Source organism: Pseudomonas sp. RG1, from assembly GCF_025910115.1.
In the GTDB taxonomy this organism is placed as follows: Bacteria; Pseudomonadota; Gammaproteobacteria; order Pseudomonadales; family Pseudomonadaceae; genus Aquipseudomonas; species Aquipseudomonas atacamensis.
On sequence record NZ_JAPCIK010000046.1, the window covers coordinates 283603 to 308926 of the forward strand.

Annotated in this window: 25 protein-coding genes and 1 tRNA gene; 19 read left to right on the plus strand and 7 right to left on the minus strand. The window is 60.7% G+C overall.

Annotated features, from left to right (window positions below; all coding sequences use genetic code 11):
* Positions 1-140 precede the first annotated feature (140 nt).
* From OK411_RS23470 to OK411_RS23515, 10 genes are read left to right on the plus strand one after another with little or no spacing between them, the layout of a single operon-like run.
* The gene (locus OK411_RS23470; protein ID WP_041479992.1) at positions 141-1103 is read left to right on the plus strand and encodes a YbgA family protein; all 963 of its coding nucleotides are present in this window, start codon (positions 141-143) and stop codon (positions 1101-1103) included.
* Entirely contained in the window at positions 1103-2044 is a 942-nt protein-coding gene (locus OK411_RS23475; protein ID WP_016773222.1) for a MerR family transcriptional regulator, read from the plus strand. Before OK411_RS23470 ends, OK411_RS23475 begins: the two co-directional genes overlap by 1 nt.
* A gap of 16 nt (positions 2045-2060) precedes the next feature.
* On the plus strand, positions 2061-3506 hold the full coding sequence (phrB, locus tag OK411_RS23480; RefSeq protein WP_136492720.1) for a deoxyribodipyrimidine photo-lyase: 1446 nt from the start codon (positions 2061-2063) through the stop codon (positions 3504-3506).
* Positions 3499-3921 (plus strand): nuclear transport factor 2 family protein, encoded by a 423-nt coding sequence (locus OK411_RS23485; RefSeq protein WP_016773220.1) that lies wholly within the window; start codon positions 3499-3501, stop codon positions 3919-3921. The genes phrB and OK411_RS23485 overlap by 8 nt, the downstream gene beginning before the upstream one ends.
* Positions 3918-4700: an SDR family NAD(P)-dependent oxidoreductase gene (locus tag OK411_RS23490; RefSeq protein ID WP_016773219.1), complete on the plus strand. Its 783-nt coding sequence runs from the start codon at positions 3918-3920 to the stop codon at positions 4698-4700. The genes OK411_RS23485 and OK411_RS23490 overlap by 4 nt, the downstream gene beginning before the upstream one ends.
* Positions 4697-5944: an NAD(P)/FAD-dependent oxidoreductase gene (locus tag OK411_RS23495; protein WP_136492719.1), complete on the plus strand. Its 1248-nt coding sequence runs from the start codon at positions 4697-4699 to the stop codon at positions 5942-5944. Before OK411_RS23490 ends, OK411_RS23495 begins: the two co-directional genes overlap by 4 nt.
* Entirely contained in the window at positions 5941-6756 is an 816-nt protein-coding gene (locus OK411_RS23500) for a DUF1365 domain-containing protein (protein WP_136492718.1), read from the plus strand. Before OK411_RS23495 ends, OK411_RS23500 begins: the two co-directional genes overlap by 4 nt.
* Positions 6743-8008 carry an SAM-dependent methyltransferase gene (locus OK411_RS23505; RefSeq protein ID WP_024014288.1) on the plus strand — a complete coding sequence of 422 codons (1266 nt, stop codon included), beginning with the start codon at positions 6743-6745 and terminating at the stop codon, positions 8006-8008. Before OK411_RS23500 ends, OK411_RS23505 begins: the two co-directional genes overlap by 14 nt.
* On the plus strand, positions 8001-8492 hold the full coding sequence (locus OK411_RS23510) for a DUF2878 domain-containing protein (protein ID WP_136492717.1): 492 nt from the start codon (positions 8001-8003) through the stop codon (positions 8490-8492). The genes OK411_RS23505 and OK411_RS23510 overlap by 8 nt, the downstream gene beginning before the upstream one ends.
* Before the next feature lie 52 nt (positions 8493-8544).
* Entirely contained in the window at positions 8545-8850 is a 306-nt protein-coding gene (locus OK411_RS23515; protein WP_024014290.1) for a YkgJ family cysteine cluster protein, read from the plus strand.
* 135 nt (positions 8851-8985) lie between these two features.
* Here the strand turns inward: OK411_RS23515 and OK411_RS23520 are convergent, their stop codons facing one another.
* The 6 genes from OK411_RS23520 to hemA all read right to left on the minus strand — a co-directional run bounded on the left by OK411_RS23520 (position 8986) and on the right by hemA (position 14345).
* Positions 8986-9504: an acyloxyacyl hydrolase gene (locus OK411_RS23520; protein WP_122507863.1), complete on the minus strand. Its 519-nt coding sequence runs from the start codon at positions 9502-9504 to the stop codon at positions 8986-8988.
* 111 nt (positions 9505-9615) lie between these two features.
* Positions 9616-10407 (minus strand): glutamate racemase, encoded by a 792-nt coding sequence (gene murI / locus OK411_RS23525; protein ID WP_264365754.1) that lies wholly within the window; start codon positions 10405-10407, stop codon positions 9616-9618.
* Complete coding sequence (locus OK411_RS23530) at positions 10400-11155, minus strand: molybdopterin-synthase adenylyltransferase MoeB (RefSeq protein ID WP_264365755.1); 756 nt, start codon at positions 11153-11155, stop codon at positions 10400-10402. The genes murI and OK411_RS23530 overlap by 8 nt, the downstream gene beginning before the upstream one ends.
* Positions 11149-11979, minus strand: coding sequence for a peptide chain release factor N(5)-glutamine methyltransferase (gene prmC, locus OK411_RS23535; protein ID WP_264365756.1), 831 nt, complete (start codon positions 11977-11979; stop codon positions 11149-11151). Before prmC ends, OK411_RS23530 begins: the two co-directional genes overlap by 7 nt.
* Positions 11980-13062 (minus strand): peptide chain release factor 1, encoded by a 1083-nt coding sequence (prfA, locus tag OK411_RS23540; protein WP_016773210.1) that lies wholly within the window; start codon positions 13060-13062, stop codon positions 11980-11982.
* Positions 13059-14345, minus strand: a complete 1287-nt coding sequence (hemA, locus tag OK411_RS23545) for a glutamyl-tRNA reductase (RefSeq protein ID WP_016773209.1) — start codon at positions 14343-14345, stop codon at positions 13059-13061. Before hemA ends, prfA begins: the two co-directional genes overlap by 4 nt.
* A gap of 182 nt (positions 14346-14527) precedes the next feature.
* On the opposite strand from hemA, the gene OK411_RS23550 reads away from it, so the two are divergent.
* The 8 genes from OK411_RS23550 to ychF all read left to right on the plus strand — a co-directional run bounded on the left by OK411_RS23550 (position 14528) and on the right by ychF (position 21450).
* On the plus strand, positions 14528-16252 hold the full coding sequence (locus OK411_RS23550; protein WP_041480005.1) for a tetratricopeptide repeat protein: 1725 nt from the start codon (positions 14528-14530) through the stop codon (positions 16250-16252).
* 3 nt (positions 16253-16255) lie between these two features.
* A complete protein-coding gene (gene lolB, locus OK411_RS23555; RefSeq protein ID WP_123444159.1) occupies positions 16256-16873 on the plus strand; it encodes a lipoprotein insertase outer membrane protein LolB in 618 nt (205 codons plus the stop codon).
* Positions 16874-16876: 3 nt separating this feature from the next.
* Positions 16877-17728: a 4-(cytidine 5'-diphospho)-2-C-methyl-D-erythritol kinase gene (ispE, locus tag OK411_RS23560; protein WP_264365757.1), complete on the plus strand. Its 852-nt coding sequence runs from the start codon at positions 16877-16879 to the stop codon at positions 17726-17728.
* Positions 17729-17765: 37 nt separating this feature from the next.
* Positions 17766-17840: transfer RNA gene (locus OK411_RS23565), tRNA-Gln, on the plus strand.
* Between the two features lie 45 nt (positions 17841-17885).
* Positions 17886-18827 (plus strand): ribose-phosphate pyrophosphokinase, encoded by a 942-nt coding sequence (locus OK411_RS23570; protein WP_003171603.1) that lies wholly within the window; start codon positions 17886-17888, stop codon positions 18825-18827.
* Positions 18828-18968: 141 nt separating this feature from the next.
* Positions 18969-19571, plus strand: coding sequence for a 50S ribosomal protein L25/general stress protein Ctc (locus OK411_RS23575; protein ID WP_264365758.1), 603 nt, complete (start codon positions 18969-18971; stop codon positions 19569-19571).
* Positions 19572-19742: 171 nt separating this feature from the next.
* On the plus strand, positions 19743-20327 hold the full coding sequence (gene pth, locus OK411_RS23580; RefSeq protein WP_016773203.1) for an aminoacyl-tRNA hydrolase: 585 nt from the start codon (positions 19743-19745) through the stop codon (positions 20325-20327).
* 22 nt (positions 20328-20349) lie between these two features.
* Complete coding sequence (ychF, locus tag OK411_RS23585) at positions 20350-21450, plus strand: redox-regulated ATPase YchF (protein ID WP_016773202.1); 1101 nt, start codon at positions 20350-20352, stop codon at positions 21448-21450.
* Between the two features lie 182 nt (positions 21451-21632).
* Here the strand turns inward: ychF and OK411_RS23590 are convergent, their stop codons facing one another.
* Positions 21633-22850, minus strand: coding sequence for an MFS transporter (locus OK411_RS23590; RefSeq protein ID WP_264365759.1), 1218 nt, complete (start codon positions 22848-22850; stop codon positions 21633-21635).
* A 331-nt stretch (positions 22851-23181) separates the two neighbouring features.
* On the opposite strand from OK411_RS23590, the gene OK411_RS23595 reads away from it, so the two are divergent.
* Positions 23182-25239 carry a methyl-accepting chemotaxis protein gene (locus tag OK411_RS23595; protein ID WP_136492709.1) on the plus strand — a complete coding sequence of 686 codons (2058 nt, stop codon included), beginning with the start codon at positions 23182-23184 and terminating at the stop codon, positions 25237-25239.
* Positions 25240-25324: the final 85 nt, after the last annotated feature.

Sequence of the window (25324 nt, forward strand, 5' to 3'; positions counted from 1 at the left end):
TTCGCGAGCAGGCTCGCTCCCACAGATCAACGCCGCACAAAAATCTTATACAAATCATTTGACTTGTACATCCATCGATCTATGCTGAGGAAAAGTTGTACAGAGATAACTCTCTGTACAGGTATAGATTCGAGGTGCTCATGTCTACTGCTTCCCTGTCCAAGCCGAAGATCGCCATCAGCGCCTGTCTGTTGGGCGAAGAAGTGCGCTACAACGGTGGGCACAAGGAATCGCGGCTATGCAGCCGTACCCTCACCGAATATTTCGATTTCGTCCCGCTGTGCCCGGAAGTCGCCATCGGCATGGGCATTCCCCGTGAGCCGATTCGGCTGGTCGGCGACCCTGAACAACCCGAGGCCGTCGGCACCGTCGACCGGACCATCAACGTCACCAGGCCGCTGGCCGAATACGGCGAGAAAATGGCCGCCGAGTTGCAGGACCTGTCCGGCTACATCTTCATGCAGCAGTCGCCCTCCTGCGGGCTGGAACGGGTCAAGGTCTATCACGACAATGGCGCGCCAGTGAACGGTGGCGGACGCGGCATCTATGCGCAGGCATTCTGTGCACAGCATCCGGATCTGCCGGTGGAAGAAGCCGGGCGCCTCAACGATCCGGTGCTGCGGGAAAACTTCATCACCCGCGTCCTGGCCTACAGCGCCTGGCAGCAAGTGCTCGCCGAGGGCCTGAGCCGCCGCGCCCTCACAGAATTCCATTCGCGCTACAAGTACCTGCTGATGGCGCACAACCCGCTGCAATACAAAAACCTCGGCAAGATGCTCGGCAACATGGCTGACAGCGATCCCGCCGAGCTCGGCCCGCGCTACTTCAGCGAGCTGATGGCCGCGCTGAAGAAATGCGCCACGCGCGGCACCCATTGCAACGTGCTGCTGCACCTCAGCGGTTATTTGAAACAATCGCTGAGCGCCGAAGACAAACAGGAAATGCAGCAGATCATCGGCCAGTACCGCCAGGGCATCGTGCCGCTGGTGGTGCCGTTGACGCTGCTCAAACACCATTTTCGACTCCATCCGGACCCGTACATCGCGCAGCAGGTTTACCTGCAGCCGCATCCGGAAAACCTCAGTCTGCGAAACGCGATCTAATGAACGATAAAACCGACAGCAGCGCCCGGGAAGACCTCGGCGCCGACTTCAAGAAAGCCCTCGACGAGGGCTGGTTGCCGATTCGCGAAGTCGCGCGGCAGACCGGCGTCAACGCCATCACCCTGCGCGCGTGGGAACGTCGCTACGGCCTGGTGGTGCCCCAGCGCACGCCCAAGGGCCATCGACTGTATAGCGCTGAACATGTGCAGCGAATCATGGCCATCCTCACTTGGCTCAACCGTGGCGTTGCGGTCAGCCAGGTCAAGCCACTGCTCGATGCGCCGCAGGCCTTCACGGAAACCGTGGAAAACGATTGGCAGCGTCTGCATCAGACGTTGTTGTCAGCGGTCACCTCGCTCAATGAGCGCGCGCTGGATGACAGCGTCAACCAGGCCATCGCCTTGTATCCGCCACGGACGTTGTGCGAGCAATTGCTGATGCCGCTGCTGGCCGAGCTCGAACAGCGCTGGCAGGGCCAGTTCGGCGCACAGATGGAACGGACGTTTTTCTTTTCCTGGTTGCGCAGCAAATTCGGCGCACGCATCTACCATAACAACCGCCAGCTGCATTCGGCGCCGCTGCTGTTGATCAATCATTCCGACCTGCCGCTGGAGCCACATCTGTGGCTGTGCGCATGGCTGATCAGCAGTGCCGATTGCCCGGTGCAAGTGTTCGACTGGCCACTGCCGGCCGGTGAACTGGCGCTGACCGTCGAGCATCTGCAAGCCCGTGGCGTGCTGCTGTATTCGAGCAAAGCCATGCAACTGGCGCAGCTGCCCAAGCTGTTGGCGAACGTCAATTGCCCGACCTTGATTGCTGGCCCCACGGTGCACATTCACCACACCGAGTTGTCCGCACGCACCGCCCAGACTGCCGATCTGTTCCTGGCTGAAGATCCGCTTGCCGCACACCAGGCGCTGCTCGAGCGCGGATTGATTTGATGATGGGTTTAATCACATGCAACTGATCTGGCTGCGCAGCGACTTGCGCCAACATGACAACACCGCCCTCGCGGCCGCCGCAGCGCGCGGCCCGACTGTGGCAGTGTATCTGTTGAGTCCGCAGCAATGGCTGGAGCACGACGATGCGCCGTGCAAAGTGGATTTCTGGCTACGCAATTTGCGCGAACTGAGCCAGAGCCTCGGCGCGCTGAACATTCCGCTGTTGATTCGCAGCGCGCCGCACTGGGATCAGGCGCCAGCAGAACTGCTCAAGCTGTGCCGGCATTTGAAGATCGAGGCGGTGCACGTCAACGAGGAATACGGCGTTCACGAAAGCCGTCGTGATGAAGCCGTGGCCGAAACGTTGCGAGCCGAAGGCATCGAATTCCACAGTTACTTGGATCAGTTGCTGTTCAAACCCGGCACAGTGCTGACCAAGACCGGCACCTACTTCCAGGTGTTCAGTCAGTTTCGCAAAGTCTGCTACGAACGCCTGCATCGCTCGATGCCGGCACTGGTCAAGGCACCCGGCAAGCAGGCCGCGCTGGATATCGCCAGCGATGCAATTCCCGAGGCGGTCAAAGGCTTCGCCACGCCGAGCGAATCCCTGCGCGCCTTGTGGCCGGCCGGCGAGCAAGAGGCGCGGCGCCGCCTCGACACCTTCACCGACGCGCAGATCGATTATTACCGCAGCGAACGCGACTTCCCGGCCAAACCCGGCACCAGCCAATTGTCGGCGTACCTCGCCGCCGGGGTGATCTCGCCACGCCAGTGCCTGCACGCTGCACTGCAAAGCAATCAGGGCGAGTTCGAAAGCGGCAAGGTCGGCGCGGTGACCTGGATCAACGAGCTGCTGTGGCGCGAGTTCTATAAACACATTCTGGTCGGCTATCCACGCGTCTCCCGGCATCGCGCCTTCCGCCCGGAAACCGAGGCGCTGGCCTGGCGCGATGCGCCGGAAGAGCTCAAGGCCTGGCAGGAGGCACGCACCGGACTGCCGATCATCGACGCGGCGATGCGCCAATTGCTGGAAACCGGCTGGATGCACAATCGCCTGCGCATGGTCGTGGCGATGTTCCTGACCAAAAACCTGCTGATCGACTGGCGCGAGGGCGAACGCTTTTTCATGCGCCACCTGATCGACGGCGACCTGGCGGCCAACAACGGTGGCTGGCAGTGGAGCTCGTCGACCGGCACCGACTCGGCGCCGTACTTCCGTATCTTCAACCCGCTGAGCCAGTCGGAAAAATTCGATGCCGAAGGCGTGTTCATCAAGCACTGGTTGCCGGAACTGGCCGGGCTCAACAAGAAGGAAGTGCACAATCCGGCGGCAGCCGGAGGGCTGTTCGGCGTGGCCGATTATCCGGCGCCGATCGTTAACCTCAGCACTTCACGCGAGCGTGCGCTGACGGCGTTCAAGAACCTGCCGTCGCGCCAGCCTGTGGGCGGCAGCGATGAGTGAATTCCTGCGCAGCTTCGCCCGCGAGTTTTCCGGGTTGAACAAAGACAACCTGTATCGCCTCGGTGAGCTGTACAGCGACGACATTCATTTCACCGATCCGCTGCACGAAGTTCAGGGCCTGGCACAACTGCAGGATTACTTCAGTGAGCTGTACGCCAACGTCAGCGATCTGCGCTTCGATTTTCATGGTTTCGACCAGATCCGCGAAGGTGAGGGTTACCTGCGCTGGGTCATGAGTTATCGCCATCCGCGCCTGGCCAAGGGCCGGGAAATCAGGGTCGGTGGCTGTTCGCACCTGCTCTGGCGCGACAAGGTTTATCGCCATCGGGATTATTTCGATGCCGGGGCGCTGCTGTATGAACACTTGCCAATATTGGGCCGGGCGATTGCCTGGCTGAAAAGGAGAATGGGATGAGTCGTACACCTCCACGGCGGTATTGGTTGACCGGCGCCAGCAGTGGCATCGGCGCAGCATTGTGTGAGGACATTCTGAAAAGCGGCGCGCACCTGGCGGTCAGCTCGCGCTCGGCCGCGCCGCTCAAGGTTTTGTCCCAGCGTTATCCGGGCCAGGTGCTGGTGGTGCCCGGCGATCTGACCAACAGTCAGACCGTGCGCGAAATCGGTGAGCAGATCGCCGAGGCCTGGGGGTCGCTGGACAGCGTGATTCTCAACGCCGGCACCTGTGAATATGTCGACGCGCGCCAGTTCGATTCGTCGATCATCGAGCACGTGGTGCGCACCAATCTGCTCGCCAGCAGCTATTGCATCGAAGCCGCCCTGCCGCTGTTGCGCAAAGGCACCGCGCCGCATCTGGTCGGCATGGCCAGCTCGGTGACTTACCTGCCACTGCCACGGGCCGAGGCCTATGGCGCGTCGAAGGCCGGGCTGCGTTACCTGTTCGAATCGCTGCGCATCGATCTGGCGGATGAAGGCATTGAAGTCACCATCATCAGCCCGGGTTTTGTCGAAACGCCGCTGACCGAAAGGAACGATTTCCCGATGCCGCTGAGCTGGCCTGCGGATAAAGCGGCGCGGCACATCTTCGCCAAACTCAAGGACCGTCCGCTGGAAATTGCCTTCCCGGGGCTGTTCATGGCCGCGCTGTGGCCGCTGTCGAAACTGCCCGCTCGCGCGCAACTGGCGATCGGCAAACGCATGGTGCGCAAGAACCCTCCGCAGCGGGACCCGATATGAAAATCGCCGTAATTGGCAGCGGTATCGCCGGGCTCACCTGCGCCTACCTGCTGAACCGCCGCCACGACATCACTGTGTTCGAAGCGAGTGACTGGGTCGGCGGCCATACCCACACCGTACCGGTCAGCGTGGCCGGGCAATCGTTCGCCATCGATACCGGTTTCATCGTGTTCAACGACTGGACCTACCCGAACTTCATTCGCTTGCTCAACCAGCTCGGCGTGGCGTTCAAGCCGACCGAAATGAGCTTTTCGGTAACCGACCCGGACACTGGCGTGGAGTACAACGGCAACAACCTCAACAGCCTGTTCGCCCAGCGCAGCAATCTGTTGTCGCCGGGGTTCTGGGGCATGCTGCGCGACATTCTGCGCTTCAACAAAGAAGCGCAGCGCGACCTGATCGAACTGCGCATCGCCGCCGACACCACCCTCGACGATTACCTCAAGGCTGGCGGCTACAGCGAGCGTTTCATACTGCATTACATCGTGCCGATGGGCGCGGCGATCTGGTCGATGCCGATGGCGGAAATGCTCAATTTCCCGCTGCAATTCTTCCTGCGTTTCTTCAAGAATCATGGCCTGCTCTCAGTCAGCGATCGTCCGCAGTGGCAGGTCATTGAAGGCGGTTCCAGTGCCTATGTGGCGCCGCTGACTGCTTCATTCAGCGACAGGATTCGTCTGAACTGCCCGGTCAAGCGCGTCGAGCGCAACCAGCACGGCGTAGTTATCCACAGCCCGGCCGGCCTCGAACATTTCGACAAAGTGGTGTTCGCCTGTCACAGCGATCAGGCGCTGAACCTGCTGGCCAACCCGAGCGACGCCGAGCGTTCGATTCTCGGTGCCCTGCTCTACGCCGACAACGACGTCGTGCTCCACACCGACACGCGCCTGCTGCCAACGCGCAAACTGGCCTGGGCCAGCTGGAACTATCGCCTCGGCGGCGCCGGCCATACCCGCGCGGCGGTCACCTACAACATGAACATCCTGCAGGGCATCGAGAGCGACACCACGTTCTGCGTCAGCCTCAACCAGACTGCCGGCATCAGCCCGGATAAAGTGCTGGCCCGCTATACCTACGCCCACCCGCAATACACCCTCGCCGCAGCGGCCGCGCAAAACCGTTGGGGCGAACTCGATGGCGAGCAGCACACGCATTATTGCGGCGCCTACTGGGCCAACGGCTTTCATGAAGATGGCGTGGTCAGCGGGCTGCGCGTAGCCGCCGCGTTCGGTGAAACCCTGTGAACAGCGCTCTGTACAACGGCGTCATCGGCCACCGACGTTTTTCGCCGCGCCGCCACGAATTCCGCTATCGCATCGGTTTGCTCTATCTCGACCTGAGCGAACAGGACGCCGTGCTGGCGCTGTCGCCACTGGCCGGGCGCAGCCGCTTTGCGCCGCTCTCGTTTCGCGAAACCGATTACCTGAAAGCCTTCACCGGCAAGGGCATGCGCCTGATCGACGCCGTGCGTCAGCAGGTCGGCGCAGCCATCGGTCATGAGCCACAAGGCGCGGTGTGCCTGCTGACCCAGCCGCGCAGTTGGGGGCTGTCGTTCAATCCGGTGAGTTTCTTCTACTGCCATGAAGCCGACGGGCAACTGGCGGCGATCGTTTGTGAAGTGACCAACACGCCGTGGCGCGAGCGTTATCACTATGTGCTGCCGGCGCAGACGCCGACCAGCCTGGTGGATTTCCATCAGCATTTCGCTGTGGCCAAGGCGTTTCACGTCTCGCCGTTTCTGCCCCGCGACCTCGAATACCGCATGAGCTTCAGCCCCGCTGCGCAAAGCCTTGGCGTGCACATGGCCGATTGGCAGGGCAACGAGAAACTGTTCGACGCCACGCTCAATCTGCGCCGTGAACCGCTCGATCGTCGCAGCCTGCATCGCTACCTGCGGCGCTTTCCGTGGATGACCGCAAAAACCGCTCTGGCGATTTATTGGCAAGCACTGCGACTGCTGCTCAAGCGCGCGCCGATCTTCCCTCACCAGGCTGCCGACGGCAGCTTTAAAACCGCCACTGTGCCTCCGAAGGAGCCGCACCATGAAATCCTCTAGCCTGCCGCTCGGTCGCTTCAGCACCAACGGTTTGACCGGCTCGCTGCTGCGCCGTGGCGTGTTGCGCCAATTGGCCCAGCTCAAACACGGACAATTGATGGTCGTCGAGGATGGCGAACAAATGCTTTTCGGCACCCCGGGCAGTGCTCTGCTCGGCGAAGTCCATGTACTCGACCCGGCCCTGTGGGGCATGGTCGCCAGCAGCGGCTCGATCGGCGCCGGCGAAGCATTCATCCACGGCTATTGGAGTTCGCCGGACCTGACTGCTGTGGTGCGCGTGTTCGTCAGCAATCTCGATGTACTCGATGCCATGGAAGGTGGCTTGGCGCGTCTGGGCCGGCCCTTCGTACAAGGGCTGCACTGGCTCAATCGCAACACGCGCAAGGGTTCGCAGAAAAACATCGCCGCGCACTACGACCTCGGCAATGAACTGTTCGAACAGTTTCTCGACCCGACCATGATGTATTCCGCCGCCCAGTTCCTTTCGCCGAGCGACACCCTGGAACAGGCGCAATTGAACAAACTTGAACGCATCTGCCAGAAACTCGCGCTCAAGCCCAGCGACCACCTGCTGGAAATCGGCACCGGTTGGGGCAGCATGGCCCTGTACGCAGCGCAGCATTACGGTTGCCGCGTGACCACTACGACGCTGTCGAAAGAGCAGTTCGCGTTCACTGCCAAGCGCATCGAACAACTCGGCTTGCAGGATCGCGTCACCCTGCTGCTCAAGGACTACCGCGACCTCAGCGGCGAGTACGACAAACTGGTGTCGATCGAGATGATCGAAGCGGTCGGCCATCGGTTCCTGCCGACCTACTTCAAGCAATGCGCGCACTTGCTCAAGAGCAACGGCCTGATGCTGCTCCAGGCGATCACCATTCGCGAGCAACGCTACGAACAGGCCAAGCGCAGCGTCGACTTTATCCAGCGCTACATCTTCCCCGGCGGCGCACTGCCCTCGGTGCACAAGATGCTCGATGTGGTCAGCCGCGAAACCGACATGAACCTGCTGCACATGGAGGATTTCGGCCTGCATTACGCCAAGACACTGCGCCTGTGGCACGAGAACTTTCGCCTCGCCCACGGTCGCCTGAGCGAACTGGGCTACGACGATTATTTCCTGCGTTTGTGGGAGTTCTATCTGTGCTACTGCGAGGGCGGATTCCTCGAACGCACCATCGGCACCGCGCAATTGCTGCTGGCCAAACCGGCGGCGATGACCGCGCCGTTGCTCGGGCGCTTCGATGCGTGAGCGAATCGCCAATGCCGTGCTGTTTCAGCTCGGCTGGCTGGCCTGCGTGCTCGGCGGCAACAGTTTGTGGCTGTTGCTGGCGGTGGCGGCGCTGGTGATTCATCTGCGCTGGATCAGCAGTTGGGCGGCGGAAGGTCGTTTGATTCTGTGCATAGTGATTGTCGGCACGGCGGTGGACAGTGTCCTACGTTACCTCGACGTGTTCCGCTTTGCAGACGCCTCACCGCTGATTCCGCTGTGGCTGATGCTGCTCTGGGCGCTGCTCGCCACCACGTTGCGCCACTGCCTGGCCTGGAGCGCGCGGCCATGGTGGCTGGCCAGCGCACTTGGCGCGGTGGGCGGCGCACTGTCGTACTACGCTGGCGGACGCCTGGCGGGCGTGCAATTTCCCTATGGCGAGGCGGCGACGCTGATCGTTATCGGGCTGCTCTGGGCAGGCTTGTTCCCACTGCTGCATTTGATGGCGCGGCGTCTGGCGCCGTGAGCGTCCGTCAGCGCTTTCACACCCACGGCGATCACTGCCTTACACTGCCACGATGAAAACCATCCCCCACACCCAAATTGCCGAACCGGCGGTCACCTGCTCGACCTGTGCGGCGTGCTGCTGCCAGCTCGAAGTGATGCTGATCACCGACACCGGCGTGCCTGATCGCTTTATCGATACCGATGAATGGGGCGGTGAAGTGATGCTGCGTCTGGACGACGGCTGGTGCGCGGCGCTGGATCGCGACAGCATGATGTGCACGATCTATGAACGACGCCCGCTGATTTGCCGCGAGTTTGAAATGGGCGCGCCGGAGTGCATCGAAGAGCGCCGGGGTATTGCGACAGCCTACCGCTGATTTCTTTGACAACGCAGAAACAACTGTGGGAGCGAGCCTGCTTGCGAAGGCGGTGTGTCAGCCACCATTTGAATTGACTGACACTCAGCTTTCGCAAGCAGGCTCGCTCCCACGTCGGTTCCGCGTAGCGGCGTGTTACAGCGGCATTGTGTAATGCAGCGCGTAGCTTTCTACACCATCGTTGTCGCTGGACAGGCCGGCGTTGGAGTAGTGCGTGGCGCGGATGCCGACTTCGTGGCCGCCGTTGAAGCGCAGGCCGACACCGATGCGGTCTTCGAACTGGAAGGACCCGCCCAGCTTGTTGCTCTCATATTCGGTGTTGGAGAAGAACGCCGCGCCGATACCCGCTTCAACGTACGGTTTGACCGACTGACCGGCAAACTCGTAAACGAATACAGGCGAGAACGACAGGCTGTTGTTGCTGGAAGTCTTGTCACCTTCCCAGTACGTGTAGGCACCGCTCCAGTAGCCAGTCAGGCGACCGACGTCGCTCTGCAGCCAGCTCTTGTCCCAGTCGAAATTCATGCCTAAGCGATACGTCATTGTCGAATCGCTGGTACCGCCGACGGCGAATTCAACGCCAGCGGCTTGTGCAGAAATGCTTTGCCCCATCAGTGCGGCCGCAATCGCGGCCAAGCAGAATAGTCGCTTCACTTTGAAACTTCCTTTTCCGGAACGATCGTTTGGTTTTTAGTTGCTGCTGTCGCTATAGAAATCCGCGCTTGGTCAGAAGTTCAGCGTTTTTTTAGTTATTTCACATTTTTTTTACAAGTCGAAGTTTTGCACATTCGACGCAGTTTGGCCCAGCAACGGTAGGATTTTTCTGAGGGATTGCGGATCGCCGCTGGTCCAGAACTTCACCGGATGGCTCGGACGTTGCGCCAGCAGATCACGCTCGGCGAGCAAGCGCTGCAACTGCCGGGCCACGGCAGCTCCGGTATCGATCAGGCTGACATCGTCGGCGATCATCGACCTGAGTAACGGCTTGAGGAAGGGATAATGGGTGCAGCCAAGAATGATTGTGTCGCAGTTTTGCGCGAGCAATGGAGCGACGTAACCTTGCAATAAAGCGCGTAATTCGGCGCTGTGCAGTTCACCCGTTTCGATCAGTTCGACCAGTCCCGGACAGGGCTGGGTGATGACTTTTATGTCAGCCGCGAAACGATCCAGCAACGCGGCAAACTTTGCGCTCTGCAATGTGCCGGTCGTGGCCAGGACGCCAACCACGCCGCTTCGCGTGGCCGCTGCGGCCGGTTTGACCGCCGGTTCCATGCCGACAATCGGCCAGTCGGGAAAGTCGCGACGCAAGTCGGCAACACCGGCCACGGTCGCGGTATTGCACGCCAGCACCAAAGCCTTGGCACCCTGCTCGCGAAAAAATCCTGCCATCGCACTGCAACGCTGGCGGATGAATTCCGGGGTTTTCTCGCCGTAAGGAATGTGCCCGCAATCGGCGACATAAAGCAGCGACTCGTTAGGCAGCAAGCGCTGGATTTCGCCGAGGACCGACAAGCCGCCGACCCCGGAATCGAACACGCCGATCGGCGCTTCACGCATGGCGGGCGCCACAGACGCTGCAGCCCGGATCGCGCTTGACCCGCAGCTCACGGAAGCGCGAACCCAGAGCGTCGATCAGCAACAAACGCCCCACCAATGGCTCGCCAAAGCCGACCAGCAGTTTCAACGCTTCCAGCGCCTGCAAGCTGCCGACCAGACCGACCAGCGGCCCGACCACGCCGGCCTCGCTGCAGGTCAGTTCGGCTTCGCTGCCGTGTCCGTATAGGCAGTGGTAGCAAGGGCTCTCGCCACGCCGTGGATCGAACACCGACAGCTGCCCTTCCAGACGAATCGCCGCACCGCTGACCAAGGGCTTGCGCGCGGCAACACAGGCGGCGTTGACTGCCTCACGGGTAGAGAAGTTGTCCGAGCAATCGAGCACCAGATCCACCGCCGCCACCGCTGCGGCGAGGGAATCGTCGTCCAGCGCCTGACGATGGGCGACCAGTTGAATTTCGGGATTGATCGCGCCCAGGCGCTTGAGCGCCGAGTCGACCTTGGACATGCCGACACTGTCGGTGTCGTGAATGATCTGCCGTTGCAGGTTGGTCAGATCGACCGTGTCGAAATCCGCCAGATGCAATTCGCCGACGCCCGCTGCTGCCAGATACAGCGCCACTGGCGCGCCGAGGCCGCCGAGGCCAACGATCAGCACGCGGCTGTCTTTGAGCTTCAGCTGCCCGTCGATGTCGATGTGTTGCAGCAGAATCTGCCGGCTGTAGCGCAGCAATTCCTGATCATTCAGCACGGCAGGCGCCCCAGACTGATGCGTTGATGGCCGCCCAGATCGGTGCGGCTGTGGACTTCTTCAAAGCCACGAGTGAGCAGCAGATCACGCACGGCTTCGGCCTGATCATAGCCGTGTTCGAGCATCAGCCAGCCGCCGGTTTCAAGATGATCCGGCGCCTGCGCAACAATCAGGCGCAGATCATCGAGGCCATCTTCACCGGCGACCAGCGCACTGGCCGGTTCGAAGCGTACATCGCCTTCGACCAGATGCGGATCGGCGGCGGCAATGTACGGCGGGTTGCTGATGATCAGTTGAAAGCGCTGGCCCTCAAGGGCGCTGAACCAATGGCTGCTCAGCACCTTAGCGTTGTTCAAGTGCAGACGCTGGCGGTTGCGCTCGGCCAGGGCCACGGCTTCGAGCACGCGATCCACGGCGGTGACTTTCCACGCCGGGCGCTCGCTGGCCAAGGCCAAAGCAATCGCGCCACTGCCGGTGCCCAGATCAAGAACCTTGGCCGGAGTTGCCGGCAGCAGCTCAAGGGCTGCCTCCACCAGCAATTCGGTGTCGGGACGCGGAATCAGCGTGTGCGGCGCGACTTCCAGATCGAGTTTCCAGAAGCCCTGCTGGCCGAGAATATAAGCTACCGGTTCACCGCTGCGCCGCCGTTGCAAGTACTCGGCAAAGGTCAGCGCAGCCTCGCTCGGCACGATGCGCTCGGGCCAGGTGTGCAGGAAGCTGCGCGACTTGCCCAGTGCGGCGGCCAGGAGCAATTCAGCGTCCAGACGTGCAGTCGGCGAGTCCGGCAACTCGGCAGCGCGCAACAGGCTGGCGATGATGGTCATTTATTCACCTATCGCTGCGAGTTGGTCAGCCTGATATTCGGCCAGCAGCGGCTCGATCACGGCTTCGACGCCACCGGCGAGAATTTCATCCAGGGAATACAGGGTCAGGTTGACGCGATGGTCGGTGACCCGGCCCTGGGCGTAGTTGTAGGTGCGGATACGCTCGGATCGATCACCGGAGCCGACCAGCAACTTGCGCTCACTGGCAATCGCGTTGGCCGCCGCTGCGTTCTGCTGATCGTTGAGTTTCGCCGACAGCCACGCCATCGCCCGGGCACGGTTCTTGTGCTGGGAACGTTCTTCCTGACACTCGACGACGGTGCCGGTCGGGATGTGGGTAATGCGGATCGCCGAATCGGTGGTGTTGACGTGCTGACCACCGGCCCCGGAGGAACGGTAAGTGTCGACACGCAGATCCGCCGGGTTGATCTCGATGGCTTCGCGCTCGTCCGGCTCGGGCAATACCGCCACGGTGCAGGCCGAGGTGTGGATCCGGCCCTGGGATTCGGTGGCCGGTACGCGCTGGACGCGGTGTGCGCCGGATTCGAATTTCAACTTGCCGTAAACGTTGTCGCCTTCGATGCGCGCGATGACTTCTTTATAGCCACCGTGTTCGCCTTCGTTTTCCGAGAGGATCTCGACGCGCCAGCCACGCCGCTCGGCATAACGCGAGTACATGCGGAACAGGTCGCCGGAGAAGATCGCCGCCTCGTCGCCACCGGTGCCGGCGCGAATTTCGAGGAACACGTTGCGCCCGTCATTCGGATCTTTAGGCAGCAGCATGCGCTGCAGATCGGATTCCAGGGTGACCAGCAACTCCTTGGCTTCGCGAACTTCTTCCACGGCCATTTCGCGCATGTCCGGGTCGTTGTCCTTGAGCAGCGCCTGCGCGCCTTCAAGATCGCTTTGTACGCCGAGCAGCTTTTTATAGGCGGCCACTACCGGCTCGAGTTCGGCGTACTCCTTGGAATAGGCGCGGAATTTGGCCTGATCGGCAATGACTTCACCGTCGCCGAGCAGCGCGGTCAGTTCCTCGAAACGGTCCTGGAGAATGTCCAGCTTGTTGAGCAGTGACGCTTTCATTGCGGTTTTTTATCCGAAAAACTATCCGGTGAGCCCTCAAGGGCAAAGAGTTCCTGGGCCATGGCCAGCGCATCGAGGCGGCCTTCGGCAGACAGCTTTTTCAACTGCACGCTGGGCGCATGCAAGAGTTTGTTGGTCAGGCCACGGGCCAGTTGCCCGAGCACGTCTTCGGCGTTGCCGCCGTTGGCCAGCAGACGCAGGGCCTTCTGCAATTCCTCGTCACGCAAGCGTTCGCTCTGTTGACGATAGGCCTTGAGCACATCGACTGCCGCCAGTTCGCGCAGGCGCACCATGAAATCGTCGGCGCCGACCGAGACCATTTCCTCCGCCGCTTGCGCAGCGCCCTGACGGCTCTTGAGGTTCTCGGCGACCACTTCGTGGAGATCGTCGACGCTGTACAGGTAAACGTCGTCCAACTCGCCGACTTCAGGCTCGATATCGCGCGGTACGGCAATGTCGACCATGAAAATCGGCTTGTGCTTGCGCAGCTTCAGCGCACTTTCCACCGCGCCCTTGCCCAAGATCGGTAACTGGCTGGCGGTCGAACTGATGACGATATCGCTGCGCACCAGCTCCGCCGGAATGTCCGAGAGCAGCACCGCATGAGCGCCGAACTGCTCGGCCAACTGGCTGGCGCGCTCCAGCGTGCGGTTGGCAACGACGATGCGCTTGACTCCCAGCTCATGCAAATGGCGCGCGACCAGCGTAATCGTCTCGCCGGCACCGATCAGCAGCGCCTGGCTGCGTTGCAGATCGCTGAAAATCTGTTTCGCCAGGCTCACTGCGGCAAACGCCACCGACACCGGATTCTCGCCGATCGCGGTATCGGTACGCACTTGCTTGGCGGCATTAAAGGTCGCCTGAAACAGCCGGCCCAGCAGCGGGCCGATGGTGCCGGCCTCGCGGGCCACGGCGTAGGCCGATTTCATCTGACCGAGAATCTGCGGTTCGCCCAGCACCAGCGAGTCAAGCCCGGAGGCGACGCGCATCATGTGACGAACAGCCGCATCGTCTTCATGCACATAGGCACTGGCGCGCAGCTCGTCCAAGCTCAGATGGTGATAATCGGCCAGCCAGCGCAGCACGACATCGGCCGAGAGCTGATCCTGTTCTATATAAAGCTCACTGCGATTGCAGGTGGAGAGGATCGCGGCTTCGCGGCTGTCGGTCAGTCGGCAGAGCTGCTGCAAGGCCTCCACCAGCTGCTCAGGGGTAAAGGCCACGCGCTCGCGGACGTCTACTGAAGCAGTCTTGTGGTTAATACCGAGTGCAAGGAAGGCCATTCAAGGTCGCTGGTGGTGACGTGAAGCCGGCAATTGTCCTACTTCGAAAGATTCAGAACAACTACCGCTGACTATTGTCCCAATCGTCAGCCCCTATAATGGCCACAATTGAGTCTCGGTTATGTTTGGCCGAAGGCTTGTGTCATGATGATCCGACCGCAGGTTAGTCGTCCTCTTCCTATATGAATAGATCTTCCGCGTTGCTCCTCGCTTTTGTCTTCCTCAGCGGCTGCCAGGCCATGGCGCCCGTTGCGCCGGACGGCACCCCGCCGGTCGAAGACACCACGCCCGCACCTGAAAAGCCCAAGGTTTACGGCTCATTCAGCGAGGAAACCGTGTTCAGTCTGCTGAGCGCCGAACTCGCCGGCCAGCGCAATCGTTTCGACATTGCCCTGGACAACTACGTGACCCAGGCCATCAACACCCAGGATCCGGGCGTTTCCGAGCGTGCGTTCCGCATCGCCGAATATCTGGGCGCCGATCAACCGGCCCTCGACACCGCGCTGATCTGGGCGCGCAATGCCCCGGACGATCTCGAAGCGCAACGCGCCGCCGCCGTGCAACTGGCCCGCGCCGGGCGTTACGACGACTCCATGGTCTACATGGAGAAAGTCCTGCAGGGCAAGGGCGACACCCATTTCGATTTCCTCGCGCTGTCGGCGGCCGACACCGATCAGGAAACCCGCAACGGCCTGATGAAAAGCTTCGACCGTTTGCTTGAGCGCCACCCGAACAACAATCAGCTGATTTTCGGCAAGGCTCTGCTGCTGCAGCAGGACGGCGACAATCAAGGCGCGCTGACTCTGCTTGAAGACAATCCGCCGGAAGACGGCGAAATCGCACCGATCCTGCTGCGTGCGCGCCTGCTTCAGTTGCTCAACCGTGGCGACGAAGCGCTGCCGCTGTTACAGAAAAGCATCAGGAAATACCCGGAAGACAAGCGCCTGCGCCTGACTTACGCGCGCATGCTCGTCGAACAGGACCGCATGGACGACGCCAAGGCCGAATTCTCCACCCTCGTTCAGCAATACCCGGAAGACGATGAACTGCGTTATTCGCTGGCGCTGGTGTGCCTGGAAGCCAAGGCGTGGGATGAAGCCAAGGGTTATCTGGAAGACCTGATCGCCCGCGAAAGCCACGTCGATTCGGCACACCTGAACCTCGGCCGGATTGCCGAAGAGCGCAATGACCCGCAAGGCGCGCTCATCGAATACGCCCAGGTCGGCCCGGGCAATGACTATCTGCCGGCACAGCTGCGTCAGGCCGATATCCTGATGAGCAACGGCAAGACCGCCGAAGCGCAAAGCAAACTGGCGGCCGAGCGTGACGAGCAACCGGATTACGCGATCCAGCTGTATCTGATCGAATCGGAAAGCCTGTCAGCCAACAAACAGGACGACAAGGCCTGGAAGGTTCTGCAACAAGCGCTGCAGAAATACCCGGACGATCTCAACCTGCTTTACACCCGCGCCATGCTCGCGGAGAAACGCAATGATCTGGCGCAGATGGAGAAAGACCTGCGCCTGATCATCAAGCGCGACCCGGACAACGCCATGGCGCTCAATGCACTGGGCTACACCTTGTCCGATCGCACCACCCGCTACGCTGAAGCGAAAACGCTGATCGAGCAGGCGCACCAGATCAATCCGGAAGACCCGGCGGTACTCGACAGCCTCGGCTGGGTGAACTATCGCCTGGGCAATCTGGACGACGCGGAGAAATACCTGCGCCAGGCGCTCGAGCGTTTCCCCGACCATGAAGTCGCCGCGCACCTTGGCGAAGTCCTCTGGGCCAAGGGCAATCAGCGCGAAGCCAAACAAGTGTGGGGCAAGTTCCTCAAGGATCAGCCCGACAGCACCATTCTGCGCAGCACCATCAAGCGCCTGACCGGATCCGAGAATCTTTAAACCATGCTTTTGCGCCACGTTATTGTTTTCAGCTTCATCGCCCTGCTCGCCGGCTGCTCGGGTTTCGGCACTCGCGAATCGGTCGAGGGCCACGGCAGCCCGGCCCAGTGGGCGGCAAACAAACAGCAACTGACCGGCCTCGACGGCTGGCAGATCGACGGCAAGATCGGCATCCGCGCGCCGAAGGATTCCGGCAGCGGCACACTGTTCTGGCTGCAGCGTCAGGACTACTACGACATTCGCCTGTCCGGCCCGCTGGGTCGTGGCGCGGCACGCTTGACCGGGCGTCCGGGCAAGGTGTCGCTGGAAGTCGCCAATCAGGGCCGCTACGAATCGCAATCTCCTGAAGCCCTGCTCGAAGAACAGCTGGGCTGGAAATTGCCGGTATCCAATCTGGCCTGGTGGGTTCGTGGCCTGCCCGCTCCGGAAAGCAAAAGTCGCTTGAACCTGGACGCCAACAGTCGTCTGGCCAGCCTTGAGCAGGACGGCTGGAAAGTCGAATACACCGCCTACACCGAACAGAATGGTTACTGGCTCCCCGAGCGCATCAAGCTGCACGGCACCGACCTCGACGTGACGCTGGTGATCAAGACCTGGCAACCGCGCAAGTTGGGGCAATAAAGCATGACCGCTGCACGTCTGACCCTGCCCTCGCCGGCCAAACTCAACTTGATGTTGCACATTCTCGGTCGCCGTGAAGACGGTTATCACGAATTGCAGACGCTGTTTCAATTCCTCGATTACGGTGATGAAATCATTTTCGCCGTGCGCGATGACGGCGTGATTCAACTGCACACCGAATTCGCCGGCGTGCCCCACGACAGCAACCTGATCGTGCGCGCAGCGAAGATGTTGCAGCAACAATCCGCCTGCGCGCTCGGCATCGACATCTGGATCGACAAAGTCCTGCCCATGGGCGGCGGCATTGGCGGCGGCAGCTCGAATGCGGCGACGACCCTGCTCGGGCTAAACCATTTGTGGCAACTGGGCTGGGATGAAGATCGCCTGGCGGAACTGGGCCTGTCACTCGGTGCCGACGTACCGGTGTTCGTCCGTGGCCATGCAGCATTTGCCGAGGGCGTCGGCGAGAAACTGACCCCGGTCGAACCCGAAGAACCGTGGTATTTGGTGCTCGTGCCGCAAGTCGCTGTTAGTACGGCAGAAATTTTTTCCGATCCTTTGTTGACACGTAACACACCGCCCATTAAAGTGCGCCCCGTTCCCGAGGGAAACAGTCGAAATGACTGCTTGCCGGTGGTAGCAAGGCGTTATCCAGAGGTACGTAACGCATTGGATTTGTTAGGTAAATTTACCGAAGCAAAGCTCACCGGAACTGGAAGTTGTGTGTTTGGGGGCTTCCCAAGCAAAGCTGAAGCTGATAAAGTCTCGGCCCTTCTGACAGAGACCCTTACAGGGTTTGTAGCGAAAGGAAGCAACGTTTCGATGTTGCATCGCAAGCTGCAAAGTCTGCTCTAAAGGAATCAAGTGCCCGGCACTTGAAAGCAACAAATACAGGGGCGTCGCCAAGCGGTAAGGCAGCAGGTTTTGATCCTGCCATGCGTTGGTTCGAATCCAGCCGCCCCTGCCATTTTCTCTACTCATCCAGGTTACCCTCAGCCTCTAGGTACTGCGCGTGTCCAAGATGATGGTCTTTACGGGGAATGCCAACCCCGATCTGGCTCGGCGTGTCGTACGTCAGCTGCATATCCCTCTCGGTGACATCTCTGTCGGCAAGTTTTCCGACGGCGAAATCACAGCCGAGATCAATGAAAACGTTCGCGGTAAAGACGTCTTCATTATTCAGCCGACCTGCGCTCCGACCAACGATAACCTGATGGAACTGGTAGTGATGGCTGACGCCTTCCGCCGCTCCTCGGCTACTCGTATCACTGCTGTTATTCCTTATTTTGGTTATGCCCGCCAGGATCGCCGTCCGCGTTCCGCACGTGTGGCTATCAGCGCGAAAGTCGTTGCTGACATGCTTACCGTAGTCGGCATCGACCGTGTTCTCACGGTTGATCTGCATGCTGACCAGATTCAGGGCTTCTTCGATATTCCGGTAGATAACATCTACGGCTCCCCGGTTCTGGTGGATGACATCGAAGATCAGCGCTTCGAAAACCTGATGATCGTGTCCCCGGACATTGGTGGCGTCGTGCGTGCACGGGCTGTTGCCAAGTCGCTGGGCGTCGATCTCGGGATCATCGACAAACGCCGTGAGAAAGCCAATCACTCTGAAGTGATGCATATCATCGGTGATGTCGAAGGGCGTACCTGTATTCTCGTCGATGACATGGTCGATACCGCCGGCACCCTGTGCCACGCGGCCAAGGCCCTGAAAGAGCATGGCGCAGCCAAGGTCTTTGCCTACTGCACACACCCTGTGCTGTCGGGCCGGGCCATCGAGAATATCGAAAATTCCGTGCTGGACGAGCTGGTGGTGACCAACACCATCCCGCTGTCCGCTGCAGCACAAGCCTGTGCACGTATCCGTCAACTGGATATCGCACCGGTTGTTGCCGAAGCGGTTCGCCGCATCAGCAATGAAGAATCGATCAGCGCGATGTTCCGTTAAGGGCCCTGCCCTTCGCGAAATGTCTCGTTGACGAAAAGCGCCCCGCCCCGGCATTCCTGTCGGGGCGGGGCTTTTTTGCCCATACCGTGTTCGGCGCTGGTCGCAAACGCCACTCGGTCATGGCTATTTTGGAGATACAAAATGAACGATTTTACTCTGAATGCTGAAGTGCGTTCCGACCTGGGGAAAGGTGCGAGCCGCCGCCTGCGTCGTCTCGCAAGCCTGGTTCCAGCTGTAGTTTACGGTGGCGACAAAGCCCCTGAATCCATCAGCATGCTGGCCAAAGAAGTTGCCAAACTGCTCGAAAACGAAGCGGCTTACAGCCACATCATCGAGCTGAACGTTGGTGGCACCAAGCAGAACGTAATCATCAAGGCTCTGCAGCGTCACCCGGCCAAAGGCCACGTGATGCACGCTGACTTCGTACGCGTTGTTGCCGGCCAGAAACTGACCGCCATCGTGCCTGTACACTTTGTTGGCGAAGAAGCTCCAGTGAAGAAAGGCGGCGAAGTTTCGCACGTTGTTGCTGAAATCGAAGTGACCTGCCTGCCAAAAGATCTGCCTGAGTTCATCGAAGTCGACCTGTCGAAAGCAGAAATCGGCACCATCATCCACCTGTCGGACCTCAAAGCTCCTAAAGGTGTTGAGTTCGTTGCTCTGGCACACGGCGATGACAAGGCTGTTGCCAACGTCCACGCTCCACGTGTTGCTGCAGAACCTACCGAAGAAGGCGAAGCAGAGTAATTCACTCTGTCATGCCGGAGTGAGCAAGTAACATCGCGGACTGGAACGTAGCGAGAAAGCGGGCGAGAACGCGGAGTTTACATCCATGGTAAATGAGCATTTTTCGTCCACTTTCGCCGCTTTCCCCGATCGCGGCGATGTTATCCACCACTCCAAGGAAGGGCCCCTATCGTGACTGCCATCAAACTGATCGTTGGCTTGGGAAATCCAGGCGCTGAATACGAACAGACCCGGCATAACGCAGGGGCCCTTTTTGTTGAGCGCATCGCCCACGCACAGAATGTGAATCTTGTGGCCGATCGCAAATATTTCGGCCTGACCGGGCGCTACTCGCACCAGGGTCAGGATGTTCGTCTGCTGATTCCCACCACCTACATGAACCGCAGCGGCCAGGCCGTGGCGGCACTCGCCGGTTTCTTCCGCATCAAGCCTGAAGAAATCCTCGTGGCGCATGACGAACTCGACTTGCCTCCGGGCGTTGCCAAGCTCAAGCAGGGCGGCGGCCATGGCGGTCACAATGGGTTGCGCGACATCATTGCGCAACTGGGCAATCAGAATACGTTCTACCGCCTGCGGCTTGGCATCGGCCACCCGGGCGTTGCCAGTATGGTTTCAAATTTCGTCCTGGGTCGTGCGCCACGCGCCGAACAGGAAAAACTCGATGCCAGCATCGACTTTGCCCTCGGCGTGCTGCCGGATATCCTCGCCGGGGAATGGAACCGCGCGATGAAAAACCTGCACAGCCAGAAGGCCTGACTTTTACCCGAGGGGAAACACCATGGGATTCAATTGCGGCATCGTCGGCCTGCCTAACGTCGGCAAGTCCACCCTGTTCAACGCCCTGACCAAATCCGGTATCGCGGCCGAGAACTTCCCCTTCTGCACCATCGAGCCGAACAGCGGCATCGTGCCGATGCCTGATCCACGTCTGGAAGCGCTGGCGGCCATCGTCAATCCCAAGCGCATCCTGCCGACCACCATGGAATTCGTCGACATCGCCGGCCTCGTCGCCGGCGCCTCGAAAGGTGAAGGCCTGGGCAACAAGTTCCTGGCCAACATCCGCGAAACCGACGCTATCGCTCACGTGGTGCGCTGCTTCGAAGACGACAACGTGATCCACGTGTCCAACAGCGTCGACCCGAAACGCGACATCGAAATCATCGACCTGGAACTGATCTTCGCCGACCTCGACAGCTGCGAGAAGCAACTGCAGAAAGTCGCGCGCAACGCCAAGGGCGGTGACAAGGACGCCGTGGTTCAGAAGGCTCTGCTCGAGCAACTGATCGCGCACTTCACCGAAGCTAAGCCGGCACGCAGCCTGATGAAGAACATGAGCGCTGACGAAAAGGCAGTGATCAAGGGCTTCCACCTGCTGACCACCAAACCGGTCATGTACATCGCCAACGTGGCTGAAGACGGCTTCGAGAACAACCCGCACCTGGACGTGGTCAAGGCCATCGCCGAAGAAGAAGGCGCCATGGTCGTTCCGGTGTGCAACAAGATCGAAGCGGAAATCGCCGAGCTCGACGACGGCGAAGAGAAGGACATGTTCCTCGAGGCCCTGGGTCTGGAAGAGCCTGGCCTGAATCGCGTAATCCGCGCCGGCTACGAAATGCTCCACCTGCAGACCTACTTCACCGCCGGTGTCGAAGAAGTCCGCGCCTGGACCGTCAAGGTCGGTGCCACCGCCCCACAGGCCGCCGGCGTGATCCACACCGACTTCGAAAAAGGCTTCATCCGTGCCGAAGTCATCGCCTACAACGACTTCATCCAGTACAAAGGCGAAGCCGGCGCCAAAGAAGCCGGCAAATGGCGCCTGGAAGGCAAGGATTACATCGTCAAGGACGGCGACGTGATGCACTTCCGCTTCAACGTCTAAGCAACAGCCGGGCAACAAAAAGCCGCGTTTGATACGCGGCTTTTTTGTGCCTGAAATTCAGTGACTGCGTACATTTCCCTGTGGGAGCGAGCCTGCTCGCGAATGTGGCGTGTAAGCTAAGCATTCGTCAACTGACCCATCCATTCGCGAGCAGGCTCGCTCCCACAGTTCGATTCGTCTGTTCAGGCCTTTCTGGTACGCGGTAAAAAGATCGCCAACACACCAAACAACGGCAAGAACGAGCACAGGAAATACACGTACTCAATCCCGTGCACATCCGCCAGATGCCCGAGCAGCGCTGCGCCAATCCCGCCGAAACCAAACATGAGCCCGAAGAAAATCCCGGCAATCATCCCGACATTGCCTGGCACCAGTTCCTGCGCGTACACCACGATCGCCGAGAATGCCGACGCCAGAATGAAGCCGATCACCACGCTGAGAATGCTAGTCCAGAACAGATCGACATGCGGCAGGATCAGGGTGAACGGCGCGACGCCGAGGATGGAAAACCAGATCACTGCCTTACGCCCGATCTTGTCCCCGATCGGCCCGCCGAAGAACGTCCCCGCCGCCACTGCGCCCAAGAACAGGAACAGATGCAATTGCGAGCTGGCCACCGACAGGTCGAACTTCTCGATCAGGTAGAAAGTGAAGTAGCTGGTGAAACTGGCCATGTAGAAATACTTGGAGAACACCAGTAGCCCGAGCACCACCAGCGCACTGGTCACCCTGCCCTTCGATAAGCCGTGCGTCGCGGCTTGGCCGGCCTTGAGCTTGAACAGGTTCAGGTGGTTGGCGTACCAACGGCTGATGCGGTACAGCACGAACAGCGCAAACACTGCGAACAGACCGAACCACGCCACATTGCCCTGGCCGTAGGGAATGATGATCGCCGCCGCCAGCAACGGGCCAAACGCGGAACCGGCATTGCCGCCGACCTGAAAGGTCGATTGCGCCAGACCAAACCGGCCGCCCGAGGCCAGTCGCGCAACACGCGAGGCTTCCGGGTGAAAGGTCGACGAGCCAATGCCGATCAGCGCCGCCGCCAGCAGAATCAATGGGAAGCTGCCGACCACCGACATCATCAGAATGCCGATCAACGTACACACCGTGCCCGCCGGCAATAGCCACGGCTTGGGGTGGCGATCAGTGTGGTAACCGACCCACGGCTGCAACAGCGACGCGGTCAACTGAAAGGTCAAGGTGATCAGGCCGACCTGGGTGAAGGTCAGGCCATAGTTGGCCTTGAGCATCGGGTAGATCGACGGCAGAACCGACTGGATCAGGTCATTGATCAGATGCGCCAGCGCCACCGCGCCGATGATGCGCATCACCAAGGGGCTGCTTTGCGGAGCAGCGGTCGCCGAGGCAGCGGCGGTCTGAACGTTGCTGATAGCCATGGAAATTCCGGACAGCAGATGGGTGCCCTAAGGCAGGTGCGTCAATGTGCCATTTTTCGGTGCGCTCGCGCCATCCCCTTAGGCAGCTAACTAACTGACTGGTCGTCGAGCAAACGGTGATAGCGCAACGCCATGGTCTGAATCTTGCCTTGCTTCTGCCCTTGAACACGATCGCCTTACAAAGGCGCTCGACAATGGGAAGTTTCGCTACAGAGCCGGCCTACAGAGCGGGCATGGGTGAACTTTCGAGGCCTTTTAGAGGGCACAGGTCGCAGCCGAAAGGTTCGCGATGCACGCCAATGGTGCGTGGTGTCCAGAGGAGTCATGAGGCATGCAGGCTTTCCTTTCACCGGGGATCAAATTGCTGGGGCGGTTTGGCTTCGCAGGTAAATTCCAATTGTTGTTTCTGCTGTTCATTCTGCCGCTGGCCGGCAGCCTGTTGATGATCGGCCATGACTATCGCGAGAAGCTCAATCTGATCGCCGGCGAACGTGCCGGCGTGCGTCAGCTGCTCGCGCTGGATGCGCTGGACAACCTGCTCGCCGCTCAACGCGACCGCGCCGCCCGCTGGCGCGCCACCGAGACCAATCGTCAGCCGACACCGGCCACCCTCGCCGCCATGGCTGCCTTCGACGGCGTGCAACCGGCGGTGCTGCAAGCCACCACCGAGCTGGGCAATGCTCTGAACCAGCAAGGCGCCGACGGCGCAATCCTCGAACGCTTTCAGGCGCTGCAAACCGCACTCAATGGCCTTGATTCGAAAAGCCTCAGCAGTGTCGGCTGGTGGCCGGACGGTTATGACCGCTTCACCAATGCCCTGGGCGCGCTGCAAGCCTTACGCGAGCAGATCGTCATGGACAATCGCCTGACCCTCGCGCCGTGGCTGGAAACCTACCTGCTGACGCAGATTTCCACGCAACACGCGCCGGACCTGATCGAGCGGGTCGGCCGTCTCGCCGCGGTCGGCCAGGCTTCGGTCGTCTCCGGGCAGTTCACCCTGCAGAGCCGCCTGCAGTTGCGCGACCTGCGCAGTCGCATCGGGGACGCCCGCGAGCAACTGGCGAAAACCGCCGGCCTGCTGGAGGCGCGTCTGCCAGCCGAGCTGCAAGCCTGGGCTGGCCAGTATCACGACAGCCTGAAACACCTCGACAGCGGCCTGAAAGTTCTCGACGACGGTGTGTTTGGCGGCAGCATCAACCTCAAGCCAGAGGACTTCGAACGCAGCCTCGACGCGCTGCTCACCGACCTTGCTTCCCTGCGCCAGCAATCCCTGGTCGCGCTGGATCAGCGACTCGATGCTTATTACAGCTCGGCGATCCGCCAGTTCATTGTTGTCGCTGCAATCTTCGGTTGCTTGCTGTTGGCCGCGTTATACCTGTTTGTCTGCCTGCAAGCCTCGATCCGCCGCAGCGCCAGCGGCATCACCCTACTCGCCGAAGCTTTGCGCGACGGCAACCTGAGCCTGCAAGTGCCGGTGGTGGGGCGCGATGAGCTGGCAGCGATCAGCACCGCGCTCAACGTCGCCGTGGTGCAACTGCGCAGCAGCATGCTTGGCGTCGACCACGAGACCTCGCAGTTGAGCAACGCGGTGCGCAGCCTCAACCAACACTCCAGCGGCGCCCTGAGCGAAGTCGAGGCGCAGCAGTTGCAGATCAGCCAGATCGCCGCTGCCGCCACACAACTGGCCGCCACCTCGCAAGGCGTCGCGCAGAGTTGCGAACAGGCCTCCGGCAGCGCCCAGCAGACCCGACGCATCGCCGCCGACAGCAGCCGCGACAGTCAGCGCACCACGGCCAGCATTCAGCAGCTCAATCAGCGCCTGAACGACACCGCCGCCGCGCTCGGCCGGGTCAGCGAGCAAGGCCAGCAGATTCAACTGGTCGTGGACACGATTCGCGGCGTCGCCGAGCAGACCAACCTGCTCGCACTCAACGCCGCCATCGAAGCCGCCCGCGCCGGCGAACAGGGTCGCGGCTTTGCCGTGGTCGCCGACGAGGTGCGCAGCCTCTCGCAACGCACGCAATCGTCCACCGCGCAGATCGCCGGCACTGTCGACAGCCTGCGCGCGACGGTCAACGAAGCGGTGAGCCTGATGGAAGCCGCCTGCGGTCAGGCGCAATCGGATGCCGAAGCGGTCACCGGCCTCGGGGAACGTCTGGGTGAAATCGCCAGCGCCGTGCAGAGCGTCACCGACACCCTCGCGCAGATCGCCACGGCGGTTGAAGAGCAGGCGAGCACCGCCGATGAAGTCAGCGGCAATATCCAGCAGGTCGATCAAGCGGCGGTGCGTTTGCTTGAAGGCGCACGGGCGGTGAACCTCGCGGCCGACACCTTGAGCCAGGGCAGCGAAGCCCTGAGCGCCAATACCGCCAGATTCCAACTGCGCTGACGCCCTCCCCGGCCCCGATTTTCGGGGCTGGAGGATAAGCGGTTGAAAACAGGAAGAAATATTTTCGATTTACGCTTGACGCTTT